The organism is Streptomyces caelestis, from assembly GCF_001279005.1.
In the GTDB taxonomy this organism is placed as follows: Bacteria; Actinomycetota; Actinomycetes; order Streptomycetales; family Streptomycetaceae; genus Streptomyces; species Streptomyces heliomycini.
The window spans coordinates 55,125-80,631 of the sequence record NZ_LGCN01000040.1 but is presented as its reverse complement, the minus strand read 5'-3'; the positions used below and the strand labels follow the sequence as shown (position 1 = coordinate 80,631).

At 71.8% G+C, this 25,507-nt stretch carries 25 protein-coding genes and 1 pseudogene; 7 read left to right on the top strand and 19 right to left on the bottom strand.

Annotated features, from left to right (window positions below):
- The first annotated feature begins 70 nt into the window (after nucleotides 1-70).
- The 3 genes from ADK41_RS04735 to ADK41_RS04725 are packed head-to-tail and all read left to right on the top strand — an operon-like array spanning nucleotide 71 to nucleotide 3,617.
- Entirely contained in the window at nucleotides 71-595 is a 525-nt protein-coding gene (locus ADK41_RS04735; RefSeq protein ID WP_030830521.1) for a PadR family transcriptional regulator, read from the top strand.
- Nucleotides 592-1,287: an ABC transporter ATP-binding protein gene (locus tag ADK41_RS04730; RefSeq protein WP_030830517.1), complete on the top strand. Its 696-nt coding sequence runs from the start codon at nucleotides 592-594 to the stop codon at nucleotides 1,285-1,287. The genes ADK41_RS04735 and ADK41_RS04730 overlap by 4 nt, the downstream gene beginning before the upstream one ends.
- Nucleotides 1,284-3,617: an ABC transporter permease gene (locus ADK41_RS04725; protein ID WP_030830515.1), complete on the top strand. Its 2,334-nt coding sequence runs from the start codon at nucleotides 1,284-1,286 to the stop codon at nucleotides 3,615-3,617. Before ADK41_RS04730 ends, ADK41_RS04725 begins: the two co-directional genes overlap by 4 nt.
- Nucleotides 3,618-3,639: 22 nt before the next feature.
- On the opposite strand, the gene ADK41_RS04720 is transcribed toward ADK41_RS04725, so the two are convergent.
- Complete coding sequence (locus ADK41_RS04720; RefSeq protein ID WP_078662047.1) at nucleotides 3,640-4,584, bottom strand: hydrogen peroxide-inducible genes activator; 945 nt, start codon at nucleotides 4,582-4,584, stop codon at nucleotides 3,640-3,642.
- Between the two features lie 133 nt (nucleotides 4,585-4,717).
- Here ADK41_RS04720 and ADK41_RS04715 point away from each other — a divergent pair, with 133 nt between their 5' ends.
- Together ADK41_RS04715 and ADK41_RS04710 are read left to right on the top strand one after the other, a co-directional pair.
- Nucleotides 4,718-5,272, top strand: coding sequence for a peroxiredoxin (locus tag ADK41_RS04715; protein WP_030830510.1), 555 nt, complete (start codon nucleotides 4,718-4,720; stop codon nucleotides 5,270-5,272).
- Nucleotides 5,273-5,278: 6 nt separating this feature from the next.
- The gene (locus tag ADK41_RS04710; protein WP_030830500.1) at nucleotides 5,279-5,812 is read left to right on the top strand and encodes an alkyl hydroperoxide reductase; all 534 of its coding nucleotides are present in this window, start codon (nucleotides 5,279-5,281) and stop codon (nucleotides 5,810-5,812) included.
- Between the two features lie 409 nt (nucleotides 5,813-6,221).
- On the opposite strand, the gene ADK41_RS04705 is transcribed toward ADK41_RS04710, so the two are convergent.
- The 6 genes and pseudogenes from ADK41_RS04705 to ADK41_RS04685 form a co-directional block, all read right to left on the bottom strand.
- The gene (locus ADK41_RS04705; RefSeq protein WP_030830497.1) at nucleotides 6,222-7,640 is read right to left on the bottom strand and encodes an AI-2E family transporter; all 1,419 of its coding nucleotides are present in this window, start codon (nucleotides 7,638-7,640) and stop codon (nucleotides 6,222-6,224) included.
- 143 nt (nucleotides 7,641-7,783) lie between these two features.
- On the bottom strand, nucleotides 7,784-8,491 hold the full coding sequence (locus ADK41_RS04700) for a transglycosylase SLT domain-containing protein (protein WP_030830495.1): 708 nt from the start codon (nucleotides 8,489-8,491) through the stop codon (nucleotides 7,784-7,786).
- A 441-nt stretch (nucleotides 8,492-8,932) separates the two neighbouring features.
- On the bottom strand, nucleotides 8,933-10,258 hold the full coding sequence (locus ADK41_RS04695) for a PhoH family protein (RefSeq protein ID WP_030830481.1): 1,326 nt from the start codon (nucleotides 10,256-10,258) through the stop codon (nucleotides 8,933-8,935).
- 305 nt (nucleotides 10,259-10,563) lie between these two features.
- Nucleotides 10,564-11,337 carry an isoprenyl transferase gene (locus ADK41_RS04690; RefSeq protein ID WP_030830475.1) on the bottom strand — a complete coding sequence of 258 codons (774 nt, stop codon included), beginning with the start codon at nucleotides 11,335-11,337 and terminating at the stop codon, nucleotides 10,564-10,566.
- Nucleotides 11,338-12,033: 696 nt separating this feature from the next.
- Nucleotides 12,034-12,255 (bottom strand): annotated as a pseudogene (locus ADK41_RS42790) (hypothetical protein); the annotation flags it as partial.
- 45 nt (nucleotides 12,256-12,300) lie between these two features.
- On the bottom strand, nucleotides 12,301-13,176 hold the full coding sequence (locus ADK41_RS04685; RefSeq protein ID WP_030830473.1) for an LLM class flavin-dependent oxidoreductase: 876 nt from the start codon (nucleotides 13,174-13,176) through the stop codon (nucleotides 12,301-12,303).
- A 340-nt stretch (nucleotides 13,177-13,516) separates the two neighbouring features.
- On the opposite strand from ADK41_RS04685, the gene ADK41_RS04680 reads away from it, so the two are divergent.
- Together ADK41_RS04680 and ADK41_RS04675 are read left to right on the top strand one after the other, a co-directional pair.
- The gene (locus ADK41_RS04680; RefSeq protein WP_030830470.1) at nucleotides 13,517-15,040 is read left to right on the top strand and encodes a discoidin domain-containing protein; all 1,524 of its coding nucleotides are present in this window, start codon (nucleotides 13,517-13,519) and stop codon (nucleotides 15,038-15,040) included.
- Between the two features lie 69 nt (nucleotides 15,041-15,109).
- On the top strand, nucleotides 15,110-15,535 hold the full coding sequence (locus ADK41_RS04675) for a DUF192 domain-containing protein (RefSeq protein WP_030830467.1): 426 nt from the start codon (nucleotides 15,110-15,112) through the stop codon (nucleotides 15,533-15,535).
- Here ADK41_RS04675 and ADK41_RS04670 read toward each other — a convergent pair.
- The 12 genes from ADK41_RS04670 to ADK41_RS04615 form a co-directional block, all read right to left on the bottom strand.
- Nucleotides 15,510-16,157, bottom strand: coding sequence for an OmpA family protein (locus ADK41_RS04670; protein ID WP_030830465.1), 648 nt, complete (start codon nucleotides 16,155-16,157; stop codon nucleotides 15,510-15,512). The genes ADK41_RS04675 and ADK41_RS04670 overlap by 26 nt on opposite strands.
- Before the next feature lie 8 nt (nucleotides 16,158-16,165).
- The gene (locus tag ADK41_RS04665) at nucleotides 16,166-16,744 is read right to left on the bottom strand and encodes a hypothetical protein (RefSeq protein WP_030830463.1); all 579 of its coding nucleotides are present in this window, start codon (nucleotides 16,742-16,744) and stop codon (nucleotides 16,166-16,168) included.
- Nucleotides 16,745-16,778: 34 nt separating this feature from the next.
- Complete coding sequence (locus tag ADK41_RS04660) at nucleotides 16,779-17,393, bottom strand: pilus assembly protein TadG-related protein (RefSeq protein ID WP_030830461.1); 615 nt, start codon at nucleotides 17,391-17,393, stop codon at nucleotides 16,779-16,781.
- Complete coding sequence (locus ADK41_RS04655; RefSeq protein WP_030830459.1) at nucleotides 17,390-17,623, bottom strand: hypothetical protein; 234 nt, start codon at nucleotides 17,621-17,623, stop codon at nucleotides 17,390-17,392. The genes ADK41_RS04660 and ADK41_RS04655 overlap by 4 nt, the downstream gene beginning before the upstream one ends.
- A 160-nt stretch (nucleotides 17,624-17,783) precedes the next feature.
- The gene (locus tag ADK41_RS04650) at nucleotides 17,784-18,647 is read right to left on the bottom strand and encodes a response regulator (protein ID WP_030830456.1); all 864 of its coding nucleotides are present in this window, start codon (nucleotides 18,645-18,647) and stop codon (nucleotides 17,784-17,786) included.
- The gene (locus ADK41_RS04645) at nucleotides 18,644-20,251 is read right to left on the bottom strand and encodes a sensor histidine kinase (protein WP_030830454.1); all 1,608 of its coding nucleotides are present in this window, start codon (nucleotides 20,249-20,251) and stop codon (nucleotides 18,644-18,646) included. Before ADK41_RS04645 ends, ADK41_RS04650 begins: the two co-directional genes overlap by 4 nt.
- A gap of 17 nt (nucleotides 20,252-20,268) precedes the next feature.
- A complete protein-coding gene (locus ADK41_RS04640) occupies nucleotides 20,269-21,156 on the bottom strand; it encodes a DUF5936 domain-containing protein (RefSeq protein ID WP_030830452.1) in 888 nt (295 codons plus the stop codon).
- 22 nt (nucleotides 21,157-21,178) lie between these two features.
- On the bottom strand, nucleotides 21,179-22,123 hold the full coding sequence (locus tag ADK41_RS04635) for a type II secretion system F family protein (protein WP_030830450.1): 945 nt from the start codon (nucleotides 22,121-22,123) through the stop codon (nucleotides 21,179-21,181).
- An 11-nt stretch (nucleotides 22,124-22,134) separates the two neighbouring features.
- Nucleotides 22,135-23,472 carry a CpaF family protein gene (locus tag ADK41_RS04630; RefSeq protein ID WP_030830448.1) on the bottom strand — a complete coding sequence of 446 codons (1,338 nt, stop codon included), beginning with the start codon at nucleotides 23,470-23,472 and terminating at the stop codon, nucleotides 22,135-22,137.
- 14 nt (nucleotides 23,473-23,486) lie between these two features.
- A complete protein-coding gene (locus tag ADK41_RS04625) occupies nucleotides 23,487-23,852 on the bottom strand; it encodes a TadE/TadG family type IV pilus assembly protein (protein WP_030830441.1) in 366 nt (121 codons plus the stop codon).
- A 1-nt stretch (nucleotide 23,853) separates the two neighbouring features.
- A complete protein-coding gene (locus ADK41_RS04620) occupies nucleotides 23,854-24,246 on the bottom strand; it encodes a septum formation initiator (protein WP_030830439.1) in 393 nt (130 codons plus the stop codon).
- Between the two features lie 4 nt (nucleotides 24,247-24,250).
- Nucleotides 24,251-25,504, bottom strand: coding sequence for an AAA family ATPase (locus ADK41_RS04615; protein ID WP_030830437.1), 1,254 nt, complete (start codon nucleotides 25,502-25,504; stop codon nucleotides 24,251-24,253).
- Between the last annotated feature and the right edge of the window lie 3 nt (nucleotides 25,505-25,507).

Genomic DNA, 25,507 nt, shown 5'->3' with positions numbered 1-25,507 from the left:
CCGCCCTCGCCCGCGCTCTGCGCCCGGGGTGTATACACACCGCGTATACACCGTGTGTAGAGTGCTCCGCATGTCCATCGGTCACACCCTCCTGGGACTCCTGGAGTCCGGTCCGCGTCACGGTTACGACCTGAAGCGGGCCTTCGACGAGAAGTTCGGTCACGACCGGCCGCTGCACTACGGCCAGGTCTACTCGACGATGTCCCGCCTGCTGAAGAACGGGCTCGTCGAAGTCGACGGCATCGAGACCGGCGGCGGTCCCGAGCGGAAGCGGTACGCGATCACCGAGGCCGGCATCACCGATGTCGAGCGCTGGCTCGCCACACCGGAGAAGCCGGAGCCGTACCTCCAGTCCACGCTCTACACCAAGGTCGTCCTCGCCCTGCTCACCAGCCGGGACGCCGCCGACATCCTCGACACGCAGCGCTCGGAGCACCTGCGCGGCATGCGGATCCTCACCGACCGCAAGCGCACCGGCGACCTCGCCGACCAGCTCATCTGCGACCACGCCCTGTTCCACCTCGAAGCCGACCTGCGCTGGCTGGAACTGACCGCGGCGCGTCTCGACAAGCTCCGCGCGGCGGTGACCCGATGACCACTCCCGTTCCCGCCGGTTCCCTGCTCGCCGCCCGGGACCTGCGCAAGGTCTACGGTCCGACCACCGCGCTCGACGGCGCCGCCTTCTCCATCCACCCCGGCGAGGTCGTCGCCGTGATGGGGCCCTCCGGGTCGGGCAAGTCGACGCTGCTGCACTGCCTCGCCGGGATCGTCACCCCCGACTCCGGGTCGATCCTGTACAACGGACGCGAGCTGACCGCGATGAGCGACGCCGAGCGCAGCGCCCTGCGGCGCTCGGAGTTCGGCTTCGTCTTCCAGTTCGGCCAGCTCGTCCCGGAGCTCACCTGTGTGGAGAACGTCGCCCTGCCGCTGCGGCTGAACGGCACGCCCCGCAAGGAGGCCGAGCGGGCCGCGCTGACCTGGATGGAGCGCCTGGAGGTCGACGGCATCCGCAAGAAGCGCCCCGGCGAGGTCTCCGGCGGTCAGGGCCAGCGGGTCGCCGTGGCCCGGTCGCTGGTCACCGGCCCGCGGGTGCTGTTCGCCGACGAGCCGACCGGCGCGCTGGACTCGTTCAACGGCGAGCGGGTGATGGAGCTGCTCACCGAGGCCGCCCGGTCCACCAACGCCGCCGTCGTCCTCGTCACCCACGAGGCGCGCGTGGCCGCGTACTCCGACCGCGAGGTCGTCGTGCGCGACGGGAAGTCCCGGGACATGGAGCGCGCCGTATGAATGCCGGTCAGTGGGTGCGGGACCTCGTCATGGGGGTCCGGTTCGCCTTCGCCGGCGGACGCGAGGGCTGGATCCGCGCGCTGCTCACCGCCGTCGGGGTCGGGCTGGGGGTGGCGCTGCTGCTGCTGACCACCGCCCTGCCGGGCGCGCTGGCGGAGCGGGACCGGCGGGGGGAGGCGCGGCTCGACTACACCTTCGGTGAGCAGATCGAGCGCGCCGACGACACCCTGGTGACCGCGGACACCGACACCGAGTTCGACGGCCGGGACATCCGCGGCCGGCTGCTGGAGCCGGAGGGCGCCAAGGCCCCGCTGCCGCCGGGGCTCCGGGAGTTCCCGGCGCCGGGCGAGATGTGGGTCTCCCCCGCGCTGAGGGAACTCCTCGGCTCCGACGACGGTCGACTGCTGCGGGAACGGCTGTCGTACGACATCGTGGGGACGATCGGCGAGCAGGGGCTGATCGGCTCGCAGGAGCTCGCCTACTACGCGGGCGCCGAGGGCCTCGCACAGCGGGTCGGCGACGGGATCGTGGGCCGTATCGACTCCTTCGGGGACCCCAACCCGGTGGAGGAGGAGATGGACCCGGTCCTCGTGCTGCTGGTCCTGGTCGTCTTCGTGGTGCTGCTGATGCCGGTCGCCGTGTTCATCGCCGCGGCCGTACGGTTCGGCGGCGAGCGGCGCGACCGCAGGCTGGCCGCGCTGCGGCTGGTCGGCTCCGACGGCGGCATGACCCGGCGGATCGCCGCGGGCGAGGCGCTCGGCGGGGCACTGCTGGGGCTGGTGTTCGGCACCGGGTTCTTCCTGGCGGGGCGTGAGTTCGGGGCGTCCGTCGAGGTGTTCCGGATCAGTGTCTTCCCGAGCTATCTGAACCCCTCGCCGCTGCTGGCGCTGCTGGTCGCGGTGGCGGTTCCGGGGGCCGCGGTGCTGGTGACGCTGCTGGCGCTGCGCGGGGTGGTCATCGAGCCGCTGGGCGTGGTGCGCACGGCGCGGCCCGCCCGCCGCAGGCTGTGGTGGCGGCTGCTGCTGCCGCTGGCCGGTGCCGGCATGCTGTTCCCCATGATCGGCCAGGGCCGGGAGAACGGGGACTTCAACCAGTACCTGGTCACCGGCGGTGTCGTCTGTCTGCTCGTCGGCGTCACCGCGCTGCTGCCGTGGATCGTGGAGACGGTCGTCGCCCGGCTCGGCTCGGGCAGCGTTTCCTGGCAACTCGCCGTGCGCCGACTCCGGTTGAGCAGCGGCGCGGCGGCCCGCATGGTCAACGGCATCGCGGTGGCCGTGGCCGGCGCGATCGCGCTGCAGATGCTGTTCGCCGGGGTGGAGGACGACTACACCAAGGCCACCGACTACGACGTGACCAGGGCCCAGATGCAGGTGCGGGTGCCCACGGGCGTGGAACTCGGCGCGGCCGCGACGAAGCTGGAGAGGACCGAGGGCGTACGCAAGGTGCACGCCCTGTCCGAGGGGTACCTCTATGACGCGCCGCCGCAGAAGGAGCCGCAGAACGGCGCGCCGCTGACCATCGGCGACTGCGCCACCCTGCGGGAGGTCGCGAAGCTGCCGGATTGCCGGGACGGTGACGCGTTCACGCTCCGCAGCGACGACTACGGCGACGGGACCGCGGCGCTAAACAAGCCCGGCCGGAAGCTGTACCTGGAGACGCCCGAAGGCCCCGGGGAGACCGAGGCCGTCGCCTGGACGCTCCCGGAGGGAGTGAAGCAGGCCGACCCGATCGACGACCCGACCGGCAACCGGCGCAACGGCTTCCTGATGACCCCGGGCGCGATGCCCGCAGCCATGGCGGAGGAGGTCAGAGGGGAGCTGTATCTGGTGATCGACGACTCGGTGCCGTACGTCCGCGAGTACGTGCGCAACGCGGCGGCCGAGATCGATCCGATGAGCGTTCCGGGGACGTGGTACGCCACCGAGCGTTCCGACCGCTACGAGTCGATCCGCACGGGCCTGTTCGTCGGCGCCGTGGCCGTGCTGGCGCTGATCGGGGCGAGTCTGCTGGTCTCCCAGCTGGAGCAGTTGCGGGAGCGCCGCAAGCTGCTGTCGGCCCTGGTCGCCTTCGGCACCCGCCGGCGCACCCTGAGCCTGTCGGTGCTCTGGCAGACGGCGATACCGATCGGCCTGGGCCTGCTGCTGGCCTCGGTGGTGGGCGTGACCCTGGGCGCGGTGCTGCTGAAGATGACCGCGACACCGGTGAGCGTGGACTGGGCGAGCGTCTTCCGGATGACCGGCGTCGGCGCGGGCGTGGTCCTCGCGGTGACCCTGCTGAGCCTGCCCCCGCTGCTGCGCATGATGCGTCCGGACGGGCTGCGCACGGAGTGAACGGCACGGACGGTGGGGGCGTTCAGCTCCCCACTATCCGTACCGGAAGGTCCCGCATCGCCGCCCGCAGGGACGCCGCCAGTTCCCTGTGCTCCGTCGCCCTCACCGTGCCCGTGCGCATGGCGAGGGCGATGCGGCGGGAAGGGGCCGGGTCGGCGAAGCGGGCGGTGAGCAGCCGGTTGGAGCGGGCGGTCTCGACCTCGACGGCGGTGCGCGGCAGCAGGGTCACCCCGAGGCCGCCCGCGACCAGCTGGACGAGGGTGCCCAGTCCGGCCGCCGTCGTCGTGGCCGGGACGTCGGCCCGCCCGGCCTCCCGGCAGATGTCCAGGGCCTGGTCGCGCAGGCAGTGGCCCTCGTCGAGCAGCAGCAGGTTCAGCTCGCGCAGCACCGCGCGGGGGATGCCCTCCCGGCCGCCGAGGCGGTGGCCGAGCGGGGTGACCAGCACGAAGTCCTCGTCGAAGAGGGGGATCTCGGTCACACCGGGAACGCCGAGGGGCACCGCGAGCAACAGCAGGTCGAGCCGGCCGCCGGCCAGTCCGTCCAGCAGGCTCGCGGTCTGCTCCTCGTGCACCTGGAGGTCGAGGAGCGGATAGCGGCCGCGGACCAGTCGCAGGACCGTCGGCAGCAGATAGGGCGCGACGGTCGGGATCACGCCGAGCCGCAGCACCCCGGTGAACGGCGCCCGCAGTGCGTCCGCCTCCTCCAGCAGCGCCCCGACCTCCTCCAGCACCGCCTTGGCGCGGACGGCGAGCCGCTCACCGGCCGGGGAGAGCAGCACCCTGCGCGTCGTACGCTCCACCAGGGTGACACCGAGCGTCTCCTCCAGCGCCGACACGGCGCCCGACAGCGCCGGCTGGCTCATCCCGATCGCCGAGGCGGCGTCCCGGAAGTGCAGATGCTCGGCCACCGCGGCGAACGCGCGGAGCTGAGCGAAACTGGGCTGCCTGCGCCTCTTGCCCACGGTCACTGATAGCTACCTCCGATCAACACGCCCGAGTGTAGCTATTTCACTAATCAATACACGGTGTGCCAACATCAACAAGGTCCAACCCATGGGAAACACCCGCAATCCGGGTGTTTCCCCGCTGCAAGGAGAGCCCGTGCTCACTGTCGGTGACAAGTTCCCCGATTTCGAACTGACCGCCTGTGTCTCGCTGGAGAAGGGCAAGGAGTTCGAGACGATCAACCACAAGACCTACGAGGGCAAGTGGAAGATCGTGTTCGCGTGGCCCAAGGACTTCACCTTCGTGTGCCCGACCGAGATCGCCGCCTTCGGCAAGCTGAACGACGAGTTCGCCGACCGTGACGCCCAGGTCCTGGGCTTCTCCGGCGACTCGGAGTTCGTCCACCACGCCTGGCGCAAGGACCACGACGACCTGCGCGACCTGCCGTTCCCGATGATGGCGGACTCCAAGCACGAGCTGATGCGCGAGCTCGGCATCGAGGGCGAGGACGGCTTCGCCAAGCGCGCCGTGTTCATCGTGGACCAGAACAACGAGATCCAGTTCTCCATGGTGACCGCCGGCTCCGTCGGCCGTAACCCCAAGGAGGTCCTGCGGGTCCTGGACGCCCTGCAGACCGACGAGCTCTGCCCGTGCAACTGGTCCAAGGGCGACGAGACCCTGGACCCGGTCGCGCTGCTGGCCGGGGAGTGAGCTGACGTGTCGCTCGACTCCCTGAAGTCCCGCATACCGGACTACGCCAAGGACCTGAAGCTCAACCTGGGCTCGGTCATCGGCAACTCCGACCTGCCGGCCCAGCAGCTGTGGGGCACGGTGCTGTCGACGGCGATCGCCTCGCGCTCGGCGATCGTGCTGCGCGAGCTGGAGCCGGAGGCGAAGGCGAACCTGTCGCCGGAGGCGTACACGGCCGCCAAGGCCGCCGCCGCGGTGATGGCGATGAACAACGTCTTCTACCGCACCCGTCACCTGCTGTCGGACCACGAGTACGGCAACCTGCGCGCCGGTCTGCGGATGAACGTCATCGGCAACCCGGGCGTCGACAAGGTCGACTTCGAGTTCTGGTCCTTCGCGGTCTCCGCGATCAACGGCTGCGGCATGTGCCTCGACTCCCACGAGCAGGTGCTGCGCAAGGCCGGCGTGGAGCGTGAGGTCATCCAGGAGGCCTTCAAGATCGCCTCGGTGGTCCAGGCGGTCGCCGCCACCCTGGACGCGGAAGCGGCCCTCGCGGAGTAACCCCGCCCACCGCCCCACCCCTCGGGCCCGCCCACCCCCCCCGGTAGGCGGGCCCACCCCATACACCCACACCCCCGCGCCTCCGCATCCCCGCGCCTCCGCGTCCCCACACCTCCGCGCCTCCGCGTCCCCACGCCTCCGCGCCCCGCGTCCCCGCGCCTCCGCGGGCAGTCGTGCCGCAGGGCGGCACGGGTGGGCGCGACGGCACCCCGTAAGCGCCGGGCTGCGCGAACACCCCCGTCCCGCACCGACACCACTCACCGGCGTTCGCCGGGTGCCTCCCCCACTCTCGGCTTCGCTCGAGCGGGGAGGACCCCCATCGCCCACCCGTGCCGCCCTGGGGGGCACCTCCCAGGCCCTTCGGGCACGGGAAGGGAAGGCACGACTGCCCGCAGCTACGGCAGTGTGGCTACTCCTCGCCCGTGTCCCCCGGCCGCTTCTCCTTCTCCGCATCCGCATCCGCCTCCGGCGTCGGAGGCTGAGGCGCCGGCGCCGGCGCCGGCGGGGCGCCCGGTTCGGACATCGCCGTGGCGCCGCGCGGCCGGGGCGCGTGGACCGGCACCGTCTCGTGGGCGTACGCCCGCAGATAACCGACGACGGTGTTCGTGACCGCGACCAGCGGCACGGCCACCACCGCCCCGCCGATGCCGGCCACCATGCCGCCCGAGGCGACCGCCAGCACCACCGCGAGCGGATGGACCCGCACCGCGCGGCCCAGAATGAACGGCTGGAGGATGTGCCCCTCGATCTGCTGCACCGCCAGCACCACCACCAGCACCATGACGCCCGTGAACACGCCCTGCGTGACGAGCCCGACGACCACCGCGAGCGCTCCCGACACCACCGCGCCCACCAGCGGGATGAACGAGAACAGGAAGATGAACACGGCGAGCGGCACCGCCATCGGCACGTCGAGGAAGTAGATGCCGAGACCGATGAAGATCGCGTCGATCAGAGCCACTATCACCGTGCCGCGCACGTACGCCGTCAGCGTCCGCCACGCGGCCGGGCCCGCCCCCGCGACACCCGGACGGGCCGCCGCCGGAACGAGCCGCAGCGACCACTCCCAGATCCGCTTGCCGTCGTAGAGCAGGAACAGCGTCGAGAAGACCGCCAGCAGTATGCCGGTGAGCGCCTCGACCACGACGGTCACGCCCTCCAGACCCGCCGAGGTGATCTGCTCGGTGTTGGCGCCGACCGCCTCCCGCAGGTTCTTGGCGATCTCGTTGATCTGCTTGTCGGTGACGTGGAAGGGGCTGTTGAGGAGCCAGTTGCGCAGCTCGTCGATGCCGTCCTGGATCTGGTCGGAGAGGTGGTCGATGTTCTCCATGACCTGCCAGGTCACGAACCAGCCGATGAGGCCGATCACGACGAACCCGAACAGCGCCGTCAGCGCGGTGGCCGGTCCGCGCGGCACGCCGAGCCGCCTCATCCGCGCCACCGTCGGCTGCAGCAGCGCGGTGATCAGCAGCGAGGCCACGAACGCCAGCACCACCAGCTGGACGGCGCTGATGATCCGCATGAGCACCCAGACCGTGCCGGCCAGCACCAGCAGCCGCCAGCCGGCCTCGGCCGCGACCCGTACCCCCCAGGGCACGGCCTGCGCCGGGTCGGGGCGGGCCGGGACGACGGTGGCTGTGTACGCGAGCGACGACTCGGGGGCGGGGCCCGGGGTCTCCACCCGTCCGGGTTCGGGGCCGGGATCGGGATCGGGATCGACATCCAGCCGGGGGTCCCGCTCCACCTCGGCGCGGCGCTCCTCCAGCCGCCTGCTGACCTCGGTCAGCCCGGCTCCGACCCGGCCGAGCCACCCTGGCACTCGCGACATGATCCGTCCTCTTCCCCCGTTTCCCCCCACCACTCCCCCTGGAGCCGTCGGTCAGACCGTACATGGCGAAAGCCCCGCACCGCAGGACGGTGTGGGGCTGTGCCGTGGTTGAGCGGGGCGGGGCCGAAGGGGCCCTGGTACCTCTAGTACCAGTGGTTGGCCTGCCAGAAGTTCCAGGCGCCGCAGGGGCTGCCGTAGCGGTCGTTCATGTAGCCCAGGCCCCACTTGATCTGCGTGGCCGGGTTCGTCGCCCAGTCGGCTCCGGCGGAGGCCATCTTGGAGCCCGGGAGTGCCTGCACCAGGCCGTAGGCGTCGGAGGTGGGGTTGTCGGCCCGGTAGTTCCAGCTGGACTCGTGGTCCACGATGTTGCTGAAGCACTGGAACTGGTCCGCCGGCACGATCTGCCGGGCCATCGCCTGTACTTGGGCGATCGTGTAGGACGACTGGACCGCGAAGCTGGACGCGTCACGGGTCGCGGAACGGCTGGCGGCGGCCTTGGCCTCCGCGCGCTCCTTGGCCTCCTTGGCCTCCTGCTCCGCCTTCTCGGCCGCTTCCTTCTTCTTCGCGACCGCCGTCTCGGCGGCGGCCTTGCGGGCGGCCTCCTCGGCGTCCTTCTTGGCGCTCGCGTCCGCGGCGATGGCCATCGTTTCGGCCTGCTGCGTCAGGGAGGCGGTCTGCACCTGGGCCTGCTGGCCCGCGGGGATGTCCGCGAGCAGCGTGGTGCCGCTTGCCGTCGCTTCGACGTCGTTGTTCTGCGCGGTGCTGCCCGAGGCAACGCCGACGACGCTTCCGACAGCGGTGACCGCGGTGGCCGAGGCCACTGCGAATCCCCGGACCGAGATCCGGCTCACACGGTTTCCTTCCAGCATCGCCCGCTCCGGTGACCCTCGCGGACGCAATCGTGCCCCTGGCACTGGCCTCCCCAACTACGGGTCACGGGAGGCGCGGGCCCGTTGGGCAACTCCTGCGAGGGAGCGCCGCGTGGTGACTCGGGCGGCATACGACGACGCTATGGAGTTGAGACTGTGGTGCTGTACCTCCCCCACCGCCTCAAAGGCGTGGGTGGTACCCCAAGGGGTACAGGTGTGTCGTATGCGGGGCCTGACAGGAGTGAGACTCTGCCGTAACCCGGCGCCGCAAGGCAATTATCCGTTGCGTGTGAAAGCTCACATCCCGTTTGGCCCTGGGGAATTCCGGAAATCCGCACACGCGCCGACGCCGCCCGGCTAGGCTCTACGCCTTTCCGGACGGCGCCGACCACAGGGTGACCGACCTCCCTGGGAAGCCGCGGGTCAGATCGGCCCGTCCTCCAGCATTTCGGTCACCAGCGCGGCGATCTGGGACCTCTCGGACCGCGTCAGGGTGACGTGCGCGAACAGCGGATGCCCCTTCAGCTTCTCGACGACGGCGACCACACCGTCGTACCGGCCGACCCTCAGATTGTCGCGCTGGGCGACGTCATGGGTCAGGACGACCCGGGAATTGGCCCCGATGCGGGACAGAACGGTCAGCAGGACGTTCCGCTCCAGCGACTGGGCCTCGTCCACGATCACGAACGCGTCGTGCAGCGAGCGGCCCCGGATGTGGGTGAGCGGCAGGACCTCCAGCATGCCGCGCGCGGTGACCTCCTCGATGACCTCCCGGCTGGTGACCGCCGACAGCGTGTCGAACACCGCCTGCGCCCAAGGGCTCATCTTCTCCGCCTCGGAACCGGGCAGATAGCCGAGCTCCTGCCCGCCCACCGCGTACAGCGGACGGAAGACCATCACCTTCTGGTGCTGACGGCGCTCCAGCACCGCCTCCAGGCCGGCGCACAGCGCCAGCGCCGACTTGCCGGTGCCGGCCCGGCCGCCCATGGACACGATCCCGACGTCCGGGTCGAGCAGCAGATCGAGCGCGATCCGCTGCTCGGCGCTGCGGCCCTTGACGCCGAACGCCTCCCGGTCGCCGCGCACCAGCCGCACGTTGCCGTCGGCGGTGACCCGCCCGAGCGCCTTGCCGCGCTCCGACTGGATGGTCAGTCCGGTGTGCACGGGCAGGTGCGCGGCCTCGGGCACGTACACGCGTCCCTCTTCGAAGAGGACGTCCACCTGCTCGCCGGGCAGGGTCAGTTCGGACATTCCGGTCCAGCCGGAGGAGTCCGTGATGGCGAGCTCCGCGCGGTACTCCTCGGCGAGGAGGCCCACGGAGGACGCCTTGATCCTGAGCGGGAGGTCCTTGGACACGACGGTGACGTCGAACCCCTCGGCCTGCAGGTTGCGGGCGACCGCGAGGATGCGGGAGTCGTTGTCCCCCAGGCGGTAGCCGCTGGGCAGCACGCTGGGGTCCGAGTGGTTGAGCTCGACCCGTACGGTCCCGCCGAGGTCCCCGGTCGGGATGGGGGCGTCGAGGCGGCCGTACCGCACCCGGTAGTCGTCCAGCAGACGCAGCGCCTGGCGGGCGAAGTAGCCGAGTTCGGGATGGTTCCGCTTGGCCTCCAGTTCGGTCACCACGACGACGGGGAGCACGACCTCGTGCTCGTCGAAGCGGCTCAGGGCGCCTGGATCGGCCAGCAGGACACTGGTGTCGAGAACATAGGTGCGCCGGTCTGGCTTGTGGCGCTTTGCGCTGGTCACCACGGAAGGACGTACCCCCTCGGATGAGGTCGGGGAGCGACGAGGCGGAGCTGGACCGGTCGACGGCCCTCGTGCACAGCGGGCCGGAAACCGGCCCTCCGCCGCTTCTTCCGTGCCGTGACCGCACGGTCGGGCTGGTGCAAAGGGCCTCCCGGGCGGACGGCGCCTGTGCCGCCCGCTGAGATCCGACACCCGTGGTTCGGGTGTCGACCTGTCTGGGTTATGCCCTCGAACGAACGCCGCCATGCCACGGCATATGACGGCGCGCCGGTGAACTCCGTGTGACCTGAGGTGGATGCGCGGGGCGCTCAGCCGCCGTAGCGCCGGTGACGTGCGGCGTAGTCGCGCATCGCGCGCAGGAAGTCGACCTTGCGGAAGGCCGGCCAGAACACGTCGCAGAAGTAGTACTCCGAATGCGCGGTCTGCCAGAGCATGAATCCGGACAGCCGCTGCTCGCCGCTGGTGCGGATGACGAGGTCCGGATCGGGCTGGGCCCGGGTGTAGAGGTGACGCCCGATCATGTCGATGTCGACGGCCTCGGCGAGCTCGTCCATCGACGTGCCGCGCTCGTGGGCGTCCAGCAGCATGGAGCGCACCGCGTCGGCGATCTCCTGGCGACCGCCGTATCCGATGGCGACGTTGACCACTATGCCGTCGACGTCCGCGGTGGCCTGCTCGGCCTCCTTCAGGGTGGTCTGCATCCCGGCGGGCAGCAGGTCGCGCGTGCCGACGTGGTGCACCCGCCAGCGTCCGTCGGCGGCGAGGGTGCGCACCACGTCCTCGATGATGCCGAGGAGCGGGACGAGCTCCTCCTTCGGCCGGTCGAAGTTGTCCGTCGACAGCAGCCAGAGGGTGACGACCTCGACGTCCGTCTCGCTGCACCAGCCGAGGAACTCCTCGATCTTGTCCGCGCCGGCCCGGTGGCCGTGGACGGTGCTGGAACCCGCGGCCTTCGCCCAGCGGCGGTTGCCGTCCATGATGACGCCGATGTGCTTGGGCACCTGAGCGGTGTCCAGGTGACCTTCCACCCGGCGTGCGTACAGCCTGACCAGCAGGCCGCGCAGCTTGTCGCGCAGGTTCACGTGATCGTCAGCCCCTCCGTGCGGATCGGACAGGCGCGGCGCGCCCCGCCGCGTCGCGCGGCGGGCGGCCCGGTCTCGGCCGCGGGCGGCCCCTGTCCGTATGGCGGTCCCCGAAGGCGAAGCGTACCCCTGCCGGGGCGGGGGTCCCCAAAGGCCGGGGTGGTCGCGCTCGCCGTCCGTCCGGCGGCGGCACGCGGTCCGTCACCTGTATGGCCGCCGTATGTGTGCGGGCGGCACATGTGCACGGGGACCGCATGCGGTGTGCCCACCGTTCCCGGACCGTCGCCCCGTGGGGTGCTCGCCCGGGGCCAAGAAAAAACGGGCCGGTCCGTGGGGGGGAGACGGACCGGCCCGAGGGGGGGTTTCCACCATAACCCTTCGTAAGTGATGCTGCGTACATCGGCGCGCCACAACTACTCTCCGAAACCGCCTGACGACGCGCGGACGGCCCCGAAAGACGCCCTCCGAGGCCCCGAGATGGCCGAAAGCCAGTGAAATCGCGTGAAAAACGAGCGGTGAGGGGTCTCCGCGCCGCATGTGACGCCATCCGCCACCGGAGTGACCGCACTTCCGGTCATCCCTCCGACGGGTGACCCGGGCACGGACACCGGGTTGACCCGAGAAGGTCGGCTCGGGCACCGCGCAGCCCCCTCCGCCGCGCGGTACCGTCGCCCGGCGCGGCTTTGCCGGCGCGAATCATCGTGGTCCGAACCCATGTGATCCCCCGCTCCACGGGCCGGCCGCATCCCGTGACGACGCGGAAACCCACCGGCGCGCGGTGCGGCCGGCTCCGCCCTTGCGGGCGTGGAAGAGGTGCCGGGTGCTGTGGGCCACAAAGGCCCCCTCGGCCTCGATCCGCTCGTGCAGGGCGCGCAACCGCGGCAGGTACGCCTCGACGGTGAAACCGGGGACCGTCCGGATCGCCTTGCACGGGAAGCGGAGCCCCGCGCCGTCCCCCCGGTTTCACGGCACCAGCGGCCGTACCTCCTCCGCCACGAACCGCACGAACCCCTCCGGGTCCGGCTCGTCGCCGGTCGGCTGGAGGATCACCGAGTCGGCCCCGGCCTCGGCGAGCCGCCGTACGGCCTTGGCGACGGCCTCCGCGTCCCCGGCGACCCCGAGGTCCGCCTCCCCGCCGGCCCCCTCGGCGGCCAGCTCGGCCCGCAGCCGTTCACCGGCACCGTCCCCCGTGGCCGCGAGCAGGTAGACGACGACCTTGTGGGATCCGTCGGTACGCCCCGCCGCGGCCCGTCCCTCCTCGATGAGCCGGCGCGCCCGCCGCACCCCGTCGGGCGAGGTGTCGGCGGTGAGGACGGTCCCGTCGGCGGCCTCACCGGTGAGCCGCACGGTCCTGGGCCCGGTGGCGCCGGCCAGCACCTCCACCGGCTCCTGCGGCGGCCAGTCGAGGGCGACGTCGTCGAGCCTGACGTACCGTCCCTCGGTGGTGACCCGCTCCCCTCGCAACAGGGCCCGCAGCGCGACGAGGTGCTCCCGCAGCAGGGTGAGCGGCGATTCGGCCCGCGCCCCGACCTGCCCCATCCAGTCCTGCACCCCGTGCCCGACGCCGAGGATCGCGCGCCCCGGGAACATCCGGTGCAGACTGGCGGCCTCCATGGCCGTCATGGCGACGTTCCGCAGCGGCACGGGCAGCAGCCCGACCCCGACCCGCACCCGCTCGGTCCACGCCAGCGCGGCGGCGGCGGTCGAGATCCCGCCCTCCCTGAAACAGTCCTCCCACAACCAGAGCTCCTCGAGCCCGACGTCGTCGGCGAGCCGGGCGACGGAACGGAGCCGCTCGGGGGCGAGCTGGGGACGGAAGACTGCGCCGAGTGTGGTCATGGGGGTTCCCTACCCACCCGGGGCGGGTCCTCGAAACCGACGCTCCCGGCGGGCCGTCACCCCGCGGGGCCCCTCGGCTCCCTGAGCGGGTGGCCGGTGACGAGGGCCGTGAGGGTCAGGGGCGTCGCCGTCCGGCTGGTCGAGGGAGGGGCGGTCCAGCGGCTGGACGCCGGGGTCTCCTTCCGGCCTCGCGGGCCGGTCCGGTTCTGCCCACCCGTGCGTGCCGCGGCGCCACCGCCCGTGCCGCCGTCGTTGTCAGCCCCGCCCACTAGGGTCCTGGATCACGGGTCGCCGCCGCTCGGCGGTGTTCTCTGACATGACGTCATGAGCGGGAGCTGCCATGGGCTTTGAGGCCACCTACGCCGACTTCTCCGTCGATCCGACCCGGCTGGCCAACTCCGAGGTCAGGCTTCACGGGGCCCGGTTCGCCGGGTCGCACGTGGCGCTGAGCGCGGGCGGGAGCGTGACGCTGGACTTCGAGGTGGAGGACCCGGAGGACGTCCCCCAGGCGACGCTCACCGTCACGGCCCTGGTCTCCAGGCTCGGCTCCGACCTCGGGTACGCGCCGATGGACGTACTGGTCCAGGGTGAGGTGGTGGCCGAGGACCTCACCGTGCCCGGCGGCGGCGACCTCCCGCACGACAACGTCTTCGCGGTGCCCGGGCGCCTGCTGAAGCCCGGCGTCAACAGGCTGGAGATACGTTCCTCGGCCAAGTCCGGCAGCATGCTCCGGCTCTACCGGATCACCCTGGACCCCGTCCGGGAGCGTGGCCGCTCCGAGCGTGCGCGGGCCGCCGAGGCCGCCCGTGACTCGGTCTTCACCTACCGGACGGAGATCCGCCCCGCCCACGCCGCCTTCGCCCCCTGGCAGGCGGCACAGCGGCTGCTCTTCCACATCGACCGGGACGAGCACTCCCTGCCCGCCCAGCTCGGCTGGCGTGGTGAGGGCGGCGCCGAGGCCGCCATCAGCTTCCAGTCCACCATGTCCGACTTCCACGGCGTGTACCGCACCGCGGACGGTACGGCGTACGAGTACCGGGGGCGGCTCACCGACCGCCGGCCGTTCTCGGACGACACCGTGAACCTCTCGGCGTCCCCCCTGCACCGCTTCCACACGGAGGAGGGATGGGGCGGTGACTGGCACACCTCGCACGAACTGCGGCTGCTGGTCGACGACGGCGGGGAGCCCGTCGAGCGGGTGACCTGGCGCGACCAGCGGGGCAACTCCGGGACGGTCGTGCTGCACCCCGACGTCTCCGAGGTCGAGGTGGGCGGTGTCGAGGCGAGCGACGAGTTCGAGGGCGGGGGCGAAGTGGCCGACAACCTCCTCGAGGACGAGCGCGGCAAGTGGCTGGCGTTCGCGGACACCGCCCACCTCGACCTCACCCTCGTCCGCCCCACCGCCGTCGCCTCGTACTCCCTGACGTCGGCGAACGACTGCGCCGAACGCGACCCCCGCGACTGGACCCTCTTCGGCTCGCACGACGGCGACACGTGGACGCCACTGGACACCCGGAGCGGTGAAAAGTTCACCGAGCGCTTCCAGACCCGCGCGTTCCACCTCCGCTCCACCTCCCATGCCTACCGTTACTACCGCCTCGACATCACCCGCAACGCCGGCGGCGCCGAGATCCAGCTCGGCCGGGTCCGGTTCGCGGAAGCGCCCGCCGGGCAGGCGTTCACCGGCTACTACCAGCGCTGGAACGAGGGCCCCATCGGCTACCGCGGCACGCCGGTCGCCGTCCCGTCCGCCGCCCTTCCCACGGCCCGCCACATCGCCTCGGAGCTCCAGGCCGCCGTCGCGGGCCTGTCCGAGACGGCCCGGACCCTGGCCGCGCTGGCGGAGCACCTGCGCAAGCACTGACTTCGGGGACCCGCGGGGATACGTTCGGTGCGGAGGGTTCGTCGGTGGGTGGTCGAGGGGGCGGTCGGGATGGGGCGCTGGCGGGACGGGCGTGGGGAGCTGATCGTGCGGGGGGAGGACGGAGAGCGGCCTCCGGTGCGCGTTGCGCTGGAGATCGCCGCCTCCTATCGGGCCCGTACGAAAGGGCTGCTGGGGCGGGACTCCCTCGACGGGGCCCTGCTGCTCTCCCCCGCCAACAGCGTGCACACCTTCCGTATGCGCATGCCCATCGACGTCGCCTACCTCGACCGGCGGCTCCGGGTCGTCGCCGTCCGCACCATGCCGCCCGGACGGCTCGGTCTGCCCCGGCTCCGGGCACGGCATGTGCTGGAAGCCGAGGCCGGGGCGATGGCGGGGTGGGGGCTGCGGGCCGGGGCCCGGGTCGAGGTGGACCTTCAGGCGCCGTCGCCGACCGCCTGCTCCGGCCGGCTCAGCCCGCCGTGCGCGGGAAGGTGATCTCGACCCTGCGGTTCTTCTTGCGGCCGGCCTCCGTCGAGTTGTCGGCGATCGGGTACTGCTCGCCGTATCCGCGCACCTCGTAGGTGATGTCCGCGTCGCTCAACTGCTGGCCCAGGACGGCCTGTACGGCGTTGGCGCGCCGGCGGGACAGGACGTCGCCGTGGGCGGACGAGCCCAGGTCGTCGGTGAAGCCGAAGACGCGGACCTTCGTCGCGTTCTGCGTCTTGATCTCGCCCGCGATCGTGACGATACGGGCCTTCGCCTCCGCGCCGAGCTTGGCGCTGTCCTTGCCGAACAGCACCTCGGCCTGGAGCGCGAACGTCACGTCGGAGTTGGTGTCCTCGCGGCGCTCGTCGCCGCTCTTTTCCTCCACGATCTGCTTGATGTCGAGGACCTTGGGCTCGGTGAGGGTGGCGCCCTCCGGGAGCTTGAGGTCGGGGTCGTTCGGGTCGACCTCGACGGGTGCGGACGCGGACGCCTCGGTTCCCGGCGGAACGCTGGGGCCGTCGTCCGCGTGGGCCACCACCGCGCCGTACAGGTGGGTGGCGGCCATGACCGTGGCAGCCGACAGGACCAGGGCGAGACGGGGCGGCGCCAAGCGGGTCGGGGTACGAGTCATGGCCGGCCTCACCCGGAAATCTTGATCGTGCCGCTGGAGAACGTCGGTACCTGGAGGTCGACCTCGACCGTGTCCGTCGGCGGTGCGGGGAACTGCATGAAGACAGGAAGGGCCTGACCTGCGTTGAGGGTGGCAAGACCGGTTGTGGTCAGTGGTCGGCCATCCGTGTCCCGCAGCACGTAATAGCGCTTCCTCCCCTTCGAGTCCACGAGGGTGGCACCACCGAGCGAGGGGCCGTGTTTGATGACCTCGGTCTCGTCCCCACTCGTCTGAGGCGGGACGGCCACTGATTCCGCACCGTCGTTCTTGAGATTTCCGCTCACGGTGACGAAGCCGCCGGAATCCCGTACGGCAGAGGTGACCTGTAGAAGCAGTCCGTCTGTACCTTTGAGTTCGGCCAGAGGAGTCTCCGCCTGCCCCTCCTGAGCACTCGGCTTGGAACCACTGTCCCTGGAGGCCGACGCCGAAGGGCTCGGCTTGTCGTCATCGCCTCCACCGCCACAGCCCACGGCGCCCACGGCAAGACCGGCCGTAATGGTCAACGCGACCACCCCCCTGCGGGCCTGCGCAGTGATCCGAATGCTCATCTCTCTGCTTCCTTCATCACTCGTCGTTCGCTTGTCAGTCGGCCAGGTGGACGTCGAACAGGTCCTCGGGCTGCGGCAGGAGCTCGTCGGGCGCCTTCGGGTCCAGCTCCCATTCCTCGCCGCCCTTGCAGCTGAGCAGCGGCAGTACGTCTTCCTCAGCTTCTTCAGCGGCCTCGGACGGGAGCGGGAAAGTACAGCGGGGTTCGATCACAGCGGTGGCGGTCGCGTCGGAGCGGCGGTTCTCCGTATCGGGGACGATCGAGTCTCCGACGGTCTTGTTGGTCTCCACCTCGACCCTGTAGCCGAGGAGGCCCGCCAGATCGCATCCGATCACACGGGCGTCGTTCCGCGCGGCAAGCTCGTGCGCGCGTCCGCAGGTGAGACCGATGCCGTCGACGTCCCCGTTGAAGATGGCCTGCCACTTCTCCGGATCGAGCAGGTCCTGAACCCACCGTTTCGCGAGCGCGTCCCGTGTGTCCTGGGCCGCCGCGAGCGCCGCCGCGTCGGCGGCGGTCTGCGCGCCGTTCCGATTCACCGCGGCCTGGCCGACCGCGAAGTACGCGAGCGCGAGAAAGAGCAGGCCCCCCACCACCGTGATGTAGATGGGGAAGGCCTGCCCTGCGTCGTCGTACCGGCGGAATCGCGTCAAGGAGCCACCTTGGCGATCTGTTCGTTGATCTTGCCGAGGATGGTCTGGCCGATGCTGGTGCCGGTGATCGCGAGCACGATCAGCACGACCACCGCGATGATGCCCAGGTACTCGACCGCGGTCTGCCCCTTGTCGGCGTTGCGGCGCTGCAGGGCCTCGACCGTCGTGTTCTTCCAGCCGTTGACCCGGACCTTGGTCGCGACGGCGGTCTTCGTCATCAGGTCGCTCATGGTGTTCCCCTCCGGCTGACGCGGTAGCGGCCTGCCTCGTGGGGCCGCTTTCGGCATCCGCACCGTACGGGTGGGAGTCCTGTCCGTCAGAGGGCCCCAGGGCCCAATCCCGGGCCCAAGCGCGGGCCCGGTTCCTCGTCTCCCTCGCCGTCACCGGAGGTCACCCCACCCCTCGGCCCGAACCGGGCGCAGTGCCGAGCCACTTCGCCGCGGCCTCGGAACGGCTCGTGCTGTGGAGCTTCGCGAAGATGCGGTTGATGTGGTTCTTGACCGTCTTCTCGCTGATGAAGCATGTGGCGGCGATCTGCTGGTTGGTCATGCCGGATGCGATGAGGTCCATGATCTCCGCCTCCCTCGCGCTGAGTCGGTACCTCGACCTGTCGGGAGCGACCGGACGGCCGCCCGTCCACCCAGACGACGATCGTGCCACACCTGGTTGCAGTTGCGAAAGGTTTTCCGCAGAAGTAGGCGAGGGCGGAATGTGGTGGAGGTCGAGTCCGTTTGACGGCGCGTTAGTTGCGCGTGCAGCGCCCAGTCCCTCCGGTAGCGTCCCGGTCGGTCGCGGGTCCTGACGGAGTTGCGAGAGCAATGCCCCTGCCGCTGTGGGGGTGAAGTGGGGCCTGCCCTCCCCGATGTCGCGGATCGCCGCCGCCAACTGGTCCGCCGTGAACTCGCCGTGCACCAGGTAGCCGCCCGCTCCCCTGCGCAGGGCCTCCCGGACGATCTCCGACTCCCCGCTGTACGTCAGCATCACCACGGAAGCGATCCGCACCAGGTACGGGAGTGCCGAGATGCCGTCCACGCCGGGCATGCGGACGTCCAGGAGGACCACGTCGGGGCGGTGGGCGCGGGCCGCCTCGCAGGCCTCCCGGCCGTCGGCCGCCTCCGCCACCACCGTGATGTCCTCGTGGCCGGTGAGGAGGGCGGTCAGGCCGGCGCGGACCACCGGGTTGTCGTCCGCCACGACGACCCGGAGGGGAGCCGGTGGCGGGACGCTCGCGAAGGGGTGGGGGGGTGTCGTCATGGGGTGGTCTCCGTGGGTGTCGTCACGGCCGCCAGCGGGAGTTCCAGGCGGACTTCGGTGCCTCGCGTGTGCGCGCCCCGGCCGATGCGGATGCGGGCGCCGACCGAGGCCGCCCGCTCGACCATGCCGACCAGGCCGAAGTGGCCCGTGCGGCGCAGTCGTCCGAGGTCGGTGCCGGGCGGAAGGCCGGTGCCGTCGTCGTACACGCTGATGCGGAGCAGATCGCCGTGGACTCCGGCGTGGACGTCGACCCTGGTCGGTCGCGCGTGGCGGTGGGCGTTCTCCATGGCCTCCGCGGCGATGGTGAGGAGTTGGCGGGCCACGGCGGGCGGGACGGGCGGGACCGCGTGCTCGCCGGTGGGACGGTAGGTGGCGGGCACTCCGGTGCGGGCGGAGAAGTCGCCGGTGCGGGCGGCCAGTTCCACCAGGACGTCCACGCCCTGGCCCGGGTCCGCCTCCCGGCGCAGGTCGGCCAGGAGTTCGCGGGACTCGGCCGCGGCTCTGCGGGCCGAGCGGGCCACCAGTTCCGCCTGTTGTCCCACCAGGGCCGGGTCCATGTGCGGGGCGCCCGCCGTGCCGGCCAGGCCGTCCGCCGCCAGGGCCACCCCGTGGAGGGTTTTCGCCACCGAGTCGTGCATCTCCCGGGCCAGGCGGGCTCGTTCGGCGCTGACCGCCTCCGTGACGGCCAGGCGGGCCTGGACCGTGGTCAGGGCCCGGGTCGCCGTGCCCAGGCGGAGCATGAGGTTGCGGAGGCTGGAGCCGACCGCGCCCGCGATCACGCAGAGGCCGGGGAGGAGGAGTGCTTCCGCCGGGTCCGTCCGCGGGCTGTCCAGGGCCGCGTGGACCAGGAGGAGGATCAGACCCTGGAGGGAGGCGAAGACGGCCGCGCCGCGCCAGCCGTAGATCAGGCCCGCGAGGAGGGGGGTGCAGACGCTGACGTAGGCGAGGGTGGTGTCGGGGCCCGCGGAGATGAGGAGCAGGGCTCCGAAGAGGGTGTCCGCCGCGAGGAGGGTGGGGTGGCGCAGGAGGAGGGGGCCGAAGCGTTCCCAGTCCCTGAAGAGGACGTAGGAGGCCATGAAGGTGGCCACCACGGCGAGGGCGACGAGGCGGGTGCTCCAGCCGGGGGCGGCGTTGAGGAGGGCGGAGGGGGTCGCCAGGGCGATCATCGCCAGTCTGAAGCCGAATGCCTGCCGGCACAGGGCTTGGAGGGCGTTGATCTGGATCTGGACGTCCGGGGCCTGTGCGGGTCGTGGGGGGTGCGTCCGGTCTTCGGCCGGATGGGGGTTCCCCTCCGCACCACCCGTGCGGGTTTCGTCGTCGGGTGCGGGTGGCCCCTGTGGGGGCTCGGCGCCGTCGGCGGCTACCGCTCCGTGGCCCTGTGGGGGGCCGGCGCCGTCGGCGGCCGACGGATCGGGCAGCCGGGGCCGGGTGCCCGTCGCCGGTTCCCAGCCCGGGGGCAGTGCCGGAGTCGCCGAGGTCACCGGGACGTCCGGGGCGCCCGTCCTCGCGTGGGGCGGGAGGACCGTGCCCGTCGGCGGGGTGGTGATCTCCGAGGGTCTGGGCGCGCGGCGGAACAGCCCCGTGCGCTCCCCGGTCGTCGTCATCGCACCCCGCCCCCGCCCTACTCGCCCGTGACCGCGCCGAAGTCGATGCCGGAGCCGAGGATCAGGCCGGCGCCGAGGAGGATCATCGTGGCCGGGACCATGAACGTGGTGATCATCATGGTGGCCTTCGGTACCGCGCGGGCCGCCTTGCGGCGGGCGTTCTGCGCGTCCGTCCGGCGCATGTCCTTGGCCAGGGACACCAGCGTGTCCACGATCGGCGCGCCCAGCTCCTCGCCCTGCTGCAACGCCGTGACGAACATCGCCACCTGCTCCGAGTCGTTGCGGCGGCGCAGCTCCGCGAACGCCTGCCTGCGGCTCATGCCCAGGTCCATCTGACGGAGCGTGATGCGCAGCTCGTCCGCCCACGGGCCCTCGTACTTCGACGACACCCGGTCCAGGGCCTGCCGGAAGCCCAGGCCCGCGCTCACCACCACCGCCAGCACGTCCAGGAAGTCCGGCAGCGTCCGCTCGATGACGTCCCTGCGGACGCGGATCGCCGACCAGATGCCGACCTCCGTCCAGAACGCGCCGAAGGCGAGGAGCAGCAGGGCCATGAAGAGCTGGCCGCGCATCAGGAAGACCAGGAAGCCCACGACGCCCAGGAAGCCGTACACCGCGCGGCGGGCGGCGTAGCGGTCGAGGGTGAGGCCGCCGGGGTTGCCCGCCAGGTCGATCCTGCGGCGGTACCTGGCGACCTGCCCCGGGCCCATGAGGCGCAGTACGGCGGGGGCGTAGCGCATGCCCAGGCGGTCGACGAGGGAGTCGACCGCGCCCGTGCGGGTGGAGCCGACCTCCAGGGCCAGGGCCAGGTCGCCGGGGAGTTTCGCCTCCGCCCGGTACATGCGGACGCCGGCGAAGACGCCGTAGACGGCGAGGCCCGTCAGGAGGGCGAGCAGAAGTGCCATGTCGGTCGGTCCTCCTCGCCGTTCAGACGTCGATGCGGGACAGGCGGCGGATGAGGACGAAGCCGACGGCGTACAGGCCGAACGCGATGATCACCGCGGCCTGTCCGGCCGGGGAGCCGGTCATGCGCTCCAGGGCGCCGTCCTTCACCCCGTCCATCAGGAACAACGAGCCGACGCCGAGGACGGGCACGGCGTACGACGTCATGCTGACCTGGGAGAGCTGGGTGCGGACCTCCCGCCGGGTCTCCTTGCGCTCCTCCAGCGTCTCCGTCAGGTTCCGCAGGGCGCTCACCACCTGGCCGCCCGCCCGGTTGGACAGCACGAGGGTGGTGACCAGGACGACGAGCTCGCGGGACGGGAGGCGGTCGGCGAGTTCGCCGAGGGCGTCGTCCATCGACGCGCCCACCGCCAGCTGGCTGGCCACCTTGGCCAGTTCCTCGCCCGCGGGGGCCTCCAGCTCCTCCGCCGCCATGCCGACGGCCGTACGGAGGGCGAGGCCGGCCTGGGTGGCGTTGGCGAGGATGCGGGCCAGCTCGGGGAGCTGGTTGATGAACTTCTCGATGCGTTTCTGCCGCTGCCAGTTGAGGAACTGCAGCGCCACCCCGATGCCGAGCAGGCCGGCGATCGGGCCGAAGAAGGGGGCGAGGGTCGCCTGGCCGACGAGCCACAGGCCGGCGACCGTGGCGAGCATGTAAACGAAGAACTCGCCGGGGGTGACGTCCAGGCCGGTGGCCGCCAGGCGCAGTTCGAGCTTCTTGCCGAGCCCGGTGCGGCGCAGGCGGCGGTCCAGGGCCGGGAAGTGACGCCGGCGGCCGGCGACGGGGATCCGACCGGTGGCCGACAGCCGGTCCACCAGCGCCTGCCGCTGCGCCCTGCCGGTGGCGTACGCGTGCACGCCGACGACCGCGAGGACGCAGGTCAGCAGCGTGACGCCGGTGGTCAGCGTGATCAGGTTCTGCAGCTCCATGGGGGCGGTTCCTACCTGGCTTCTCGGGTGGCGAGCTGGTCGTAGGACTGGGCGATGCCGAACGCCTGGGGGACGGGCTGGCTCGCCATGTGGAGGCGGTCGGCGGTGCGGCGCGGGAGGGGGTGGTGCTCGTAGGCGCCGTGGACGCGGCCGTCGGCGGTCATGGGCTGTGCGTGGAAGCGGACGACCGTGGCCAGCCGGTACGGCTCCGAGCCGTGGCTCTCCAGCAGGGCGACCTCGGTGATGCGGCGGGCGCCGTCGGCGAAGCGGGTGAGCTGGACGATGACGTCGACGGCGCTGTTGATCTGGTCGTGCAGGGCGACGAAGGGGATCTCCACGTCGGACATGGAGGCGAGGGTCTGGAGCCGCATCAGGGCGTCCTCGGCGCTGTTGGCGTGGACGGTCGCGAGGGAGCCGTCGTGGCCCGTCGACATGGCCTGGAGCATGTCCAGGGACTCACCGCCGCGGACCTCGCCGACGACGATGCGGTCGGGGCGCATGCGGAGGGAGTTGCGGACGAGGTCGCGGATGGTGACCTGGCCCTTGCCCTCGACGTTCGGCGGGCGGGACTCCAGGCGGATGACGTGCGGCTGCTGGAGCTGGAGTTCGGCGGAGTCCTCGATGGTGATGATGCGTTCGCGCTCGGGGATCAGGCCGGAGAGGGCGTTCAGGAGGGTCGTCTTCCCGGTGCCCGTCGCGCCCGACACGATGACGTTGAAGCGCGCCTGCACCAGGCCGGCCAGCAGGTACAGCGTGGGCTCGTCCAGCGAGCCGAGGCCGATCAGTTCCTGGAGGGTGAAGGAGCGGGGGAAGCGGCGGATGGTGAGGGTGGCGCCGGTCAGGGAGAGCGGCGGGATGATGACGTTGACGCGCTCCCCGGAGGGGAGGCGGGCGTCGACCATGGGGTTCGACTCGTCGACGCGGCGGTTGACCGTGGAGACGATGCGTTCGATCGTCTGCATGAGCTGGTCGTTGGAGGCGAAGCGGAGCGGGAGCTGTTCGACCCGGCCGCCGCGCTCCACGAAGATCGCGTCGGGGCCGTTCACCATGATCTCGGTGATGGACGCGTCCTCCAGCAGGGGTTCCAGGATGCCGAGGCCCAGGGCCTCGTCGACGACCCGGCGGATCAGCTGGGAGCGTTCGACGGTCGACAGGACCGGGCCCTCGCGGCTGATGATGTGGCCGAGGACGCGTTCCAGCCGGGCCCGGCGCTCGGCCGCGGCCAGCGCGCTCATCTCCGCGAGGTCGATCTCCTCCAGGAGCTTGGCGCGGTAGGAGGCGACCAGGTGGCCGTCCTCACCCCGTCCGGCCGTCTCCTCGGGGGAGTTGATGCGTGCCCGCAGGCTCATGGGTCGCTCGCTCCTCAGTGGTCGACCGGCATCGTGGCGGTCTTGCGGACGGGGTCGAAGTTCCAGCCGGGGACGATCGACGGGATGTCGATCGTGGCGGTGACGGTGACCTCGTCGCCGCCCTTCGCCACCGCGCAGCCGGTGCGCCCGGCCAGCCAGTCGCTGACCGCCGCCGTGCAGGCCGGTCCGGCCTCCCGGTCGAGCGACGCGCTGCGCGCCCCCGCACGGGCCGCCGTACCGGCCTGCTGGGCGGTGTAGGCGACCAGGCCGAGCTGGACGGCGGCCATGGCGACGACGAGCAGGACCGGGAGGAAGCCGAGGTACTCGACGGCGACCTGGCCGCGGTCGCGGGGGTGGCGTGCGCACGGCGTCTGCGGCATGTCAGTCCGTCTCCTCCTCGACCGCGCCCGCGTGCCCCTCCACGTCGAGGGGGAGGGAGAGGACGCCGGGGAAGAGGAGGGGGACGTCCAGCTCCACGTCGGCGGTGACGAAACCGCCCGAGGTCGCGCAGTCCACGGTCGCCCCTCCCGCCCACGCTCCCGACAGCTTGTCCAGCCCGGCCGCCCGGCAGGCGCCCTGGCGCGCGCCCGGCGCCGCCGCCGTGGCCGCCCGTACGGCCTCGTCCGCAGCATTCCCCGCGAGCGTGAACGCGTACCCCACCAGCACGAGTTGCCACAGCACCACCAGTGTCACGAGGATCGTGGGGGTCATGCCGAGGAACTCGATGGTGACCTGGCCCCGGTCGTCCGGTCGCCGTGACGCCGTCGTCCTCATCGCCTCATCCCCCCGAGTCCCTGCGCCGCCGCAGGCCCACCGACCCGCGGTCGCCGCGCAGCCGGCCCGCCTTCCGGGCGCCCTGCGCCGCCTTGACCAGGCCGAGTTCGCCGGCCAGCCCCCACAGGGCCTGCTTGACGGTGCTCTTGTTCTCCAGTTCGTGGACGCGGCCGGCGTCCACGACGGCCTGGAGTTCCCTGAAGTGGGCGGGGACCACGGTGGCCGCGACGACGGTGCCGGTGATCCTCCGGATGAGCGGGGGCTGGATCTCCGTGGACCGGGTGTGCCGGTTGACGACCACGGTGGTCTCCTCGGCCTTGCGGATCTGCAGCCGGTCCCACATCCGCACCGTCCGCTTGGCGCCCCGTACGGCGATGACGTCGGGGGTGGTGACCAGCAGGGCGGTGTCGGCCATCTCCACGGCCGCCGCGCCGGCGCCGCCGAGCTGGGCGCCGCAGTCGATGACGACGACCTCGTAGCGGGAGCGCAGGGCGCTGACGATCTGGCGGGCGGCGCGGTCGGTGACGTCCTCGCCGCGTTCGCCCTCGCCGGGGGCGAGCAGCAGGGCGAGGCCGGTGTCGTGGCGGAAGACGGCGTCGGCGAGGACGCGCGGGGAGATGTCGTTGATGGCGGCGAGGTCGACGACGGAGCGGCGGAACTGGACGTCCAGGTAGGCGGCGACGTCGCCGGTCTGGAGGTCCATGTCGACCAGGGCGGTGGGGCGGCCGGAGGCCTGGGCGGCGAGGGCGAGCTGGACGGCGGTCAGGGTCGCGCCGACGCCGCCCTTGGCGCCGCTGACGGTGACGACGGTGCCGCCGGAGCCGGTGAACACGTCGCCGCCGGAGCCGAGGTGGCGTCGTACGCCGGCGGACCACTGGGCGACGGCCTGGACGCGGCTGGCGAGTTCCTCGTAGCCGAGCGGGAGGGCGACCAGGCCGCGGGCTCCGTAGTCCATGGCGGCCTGGAAGAGGCCGGGGCTCGCGTCGGAGGTGACGAGGATGACGCCGACGGCGGGGAAGCGCAGGGCGACTTCGCGGATCAGCTCCAGGGCGGGGACGGGGCCGATCCGCTCGTGCACGACCACGACCTCGGGCAGTTCGTCGACGGACTCGGCGGCCAGCCGGGCGAGGGTGTCGACGAGCTGGGTGGAGTCGGCCACCGGGGTGACCGGTTCGGCGTCCGGGAGCTGGCTGAGCAGTGTGGTGAGGGACCGGACCGCGTCCGCGTCGCCGACTGCCGGGAGGATCCTCGTGGGCATGCG

Coding starts and splice junctions, on each gene's coding strand:
- ADK41_RS04680 (WP_030830470.1), top strand. CDS start 13,517: ATGGGCTTTGAGGCCACCTACGCCGACTTCTCCGTCGATCCGACCCGG.
- ADK41_RS04675 (WP_030830467.1), top strand. CDS start 15,110: ATGGGGCGCTGGCGGGACGGGCGTGGGGAGCTGATCGTGCGGGGGGAG.
- ADK41_RS04665 (WP_030830463.1), bottom strand. CDS start 16,744: ATGAGCATTCGGATCACTGCGCAGGCCCGCAGGGGGGTGGTCGCGTTG.
- ADK41_RS04725 (WP_030830515.1), top strand. CDS start 1,284: ATGAATGCCGGTCAGTGGGTGCGGGACCTCGTCATGGGGGTCCGGTTC.
- ADK41_RS04670 (WP_030830465.1), bottom strand. CDS start 16,157: ATGACTCGTACCCCGACCCGCTTGGCGCCGCCCCGTCTCGCCCTGGTC.
- ADK41_RS04655 (WP_030830459.1), bottom strand. CDS start 17,623: ATGAGCGACCTGATGACGAAGACCGCCGTCGCGACCAAGGTCCGGGTC.
- ADK41_RS04620 (WP_030830439.1), bottom strand. CDS start 24,246: ATGAGGACGACGGCGTCACGGCGACCGGACGACCGGGGCCAGGTCACC.
- ADK41_RS04730 (WP_030830517.1), top strand. CDS start 592: ATGACCACTCCCGTTCCCGCCGGTTCCCTGCTCGCCGCCCGGGACCTG.
- ADK41_RS04640 (WP_030830452.1), bottom strand. CDS start 21,156: ATGGCACTTCTGCTCGCCCTCCTGACGGGCCTCGCCGTCTACGGCGTC.
- ADK41_RS04615 (WP_030830437.1), bottom strand. CDS start 25,504: ATGCCCACGAGGATCCTCCCGGCAGTCGGCGACGCGGACGCGGTCCGG.
- ADK41_RS04635 (WP_030830450.1), bottom strand. CDS start 22,123: ATGGAGCTGCAGAACCTGATCACGCTGACCACCGGCGTCACGCTGCTG.
- ADK41_RS04705 (WP_030830497.1), bottom strand. CDS start 7,640: ATGTCGCGAGTGCCAGGGTGGCTCGGCCGGGTCGGAGCCGGGCTGACC.
- ADK41_RS04650 (WP_030830456.1), bottom strand. CDS start 18,647: ATGACGACACCCCCCCACCCCTTCGCGAGCGTCCCGCCACCGGCTCCC.
- ADK41_RS04645 (WP_030830454.1), bottom strand. CDS start 20,251: ATGACGACGACCGGGGAGCGCACGGGGCTGTTCCGCCGCGCGCCCAGA.
- ADK41_RS04630 (WP_030830448.1), bottom strand. CDS start 23,472: ATGAGCCTGCGGGCACGCATCAACTCCCCCGAGGAGACGGCCGGACGG.
- ADK41_RS04685 (WP_030830473.1), bottom strand. CDS start 13,176: ATGACCACACTCGGCGCAGTCTTCCGTCCCCAGCTCGCCCCCGAGCGG.
- ADK41_RS04625 (WP_030830441.1), bottom strand. CDS start 23,852: ATGCCGCAGACGCCGTGCGCACGCCACCCCCGCGACCGCGGCCAGGTC.
- ADK41_RS04735 (WP_030830521.1), top strand. CDS start 71: ATGTCCATCGGTCACACCCTCCTGGGACTCCTGGAGTCCGGTCCGCGT.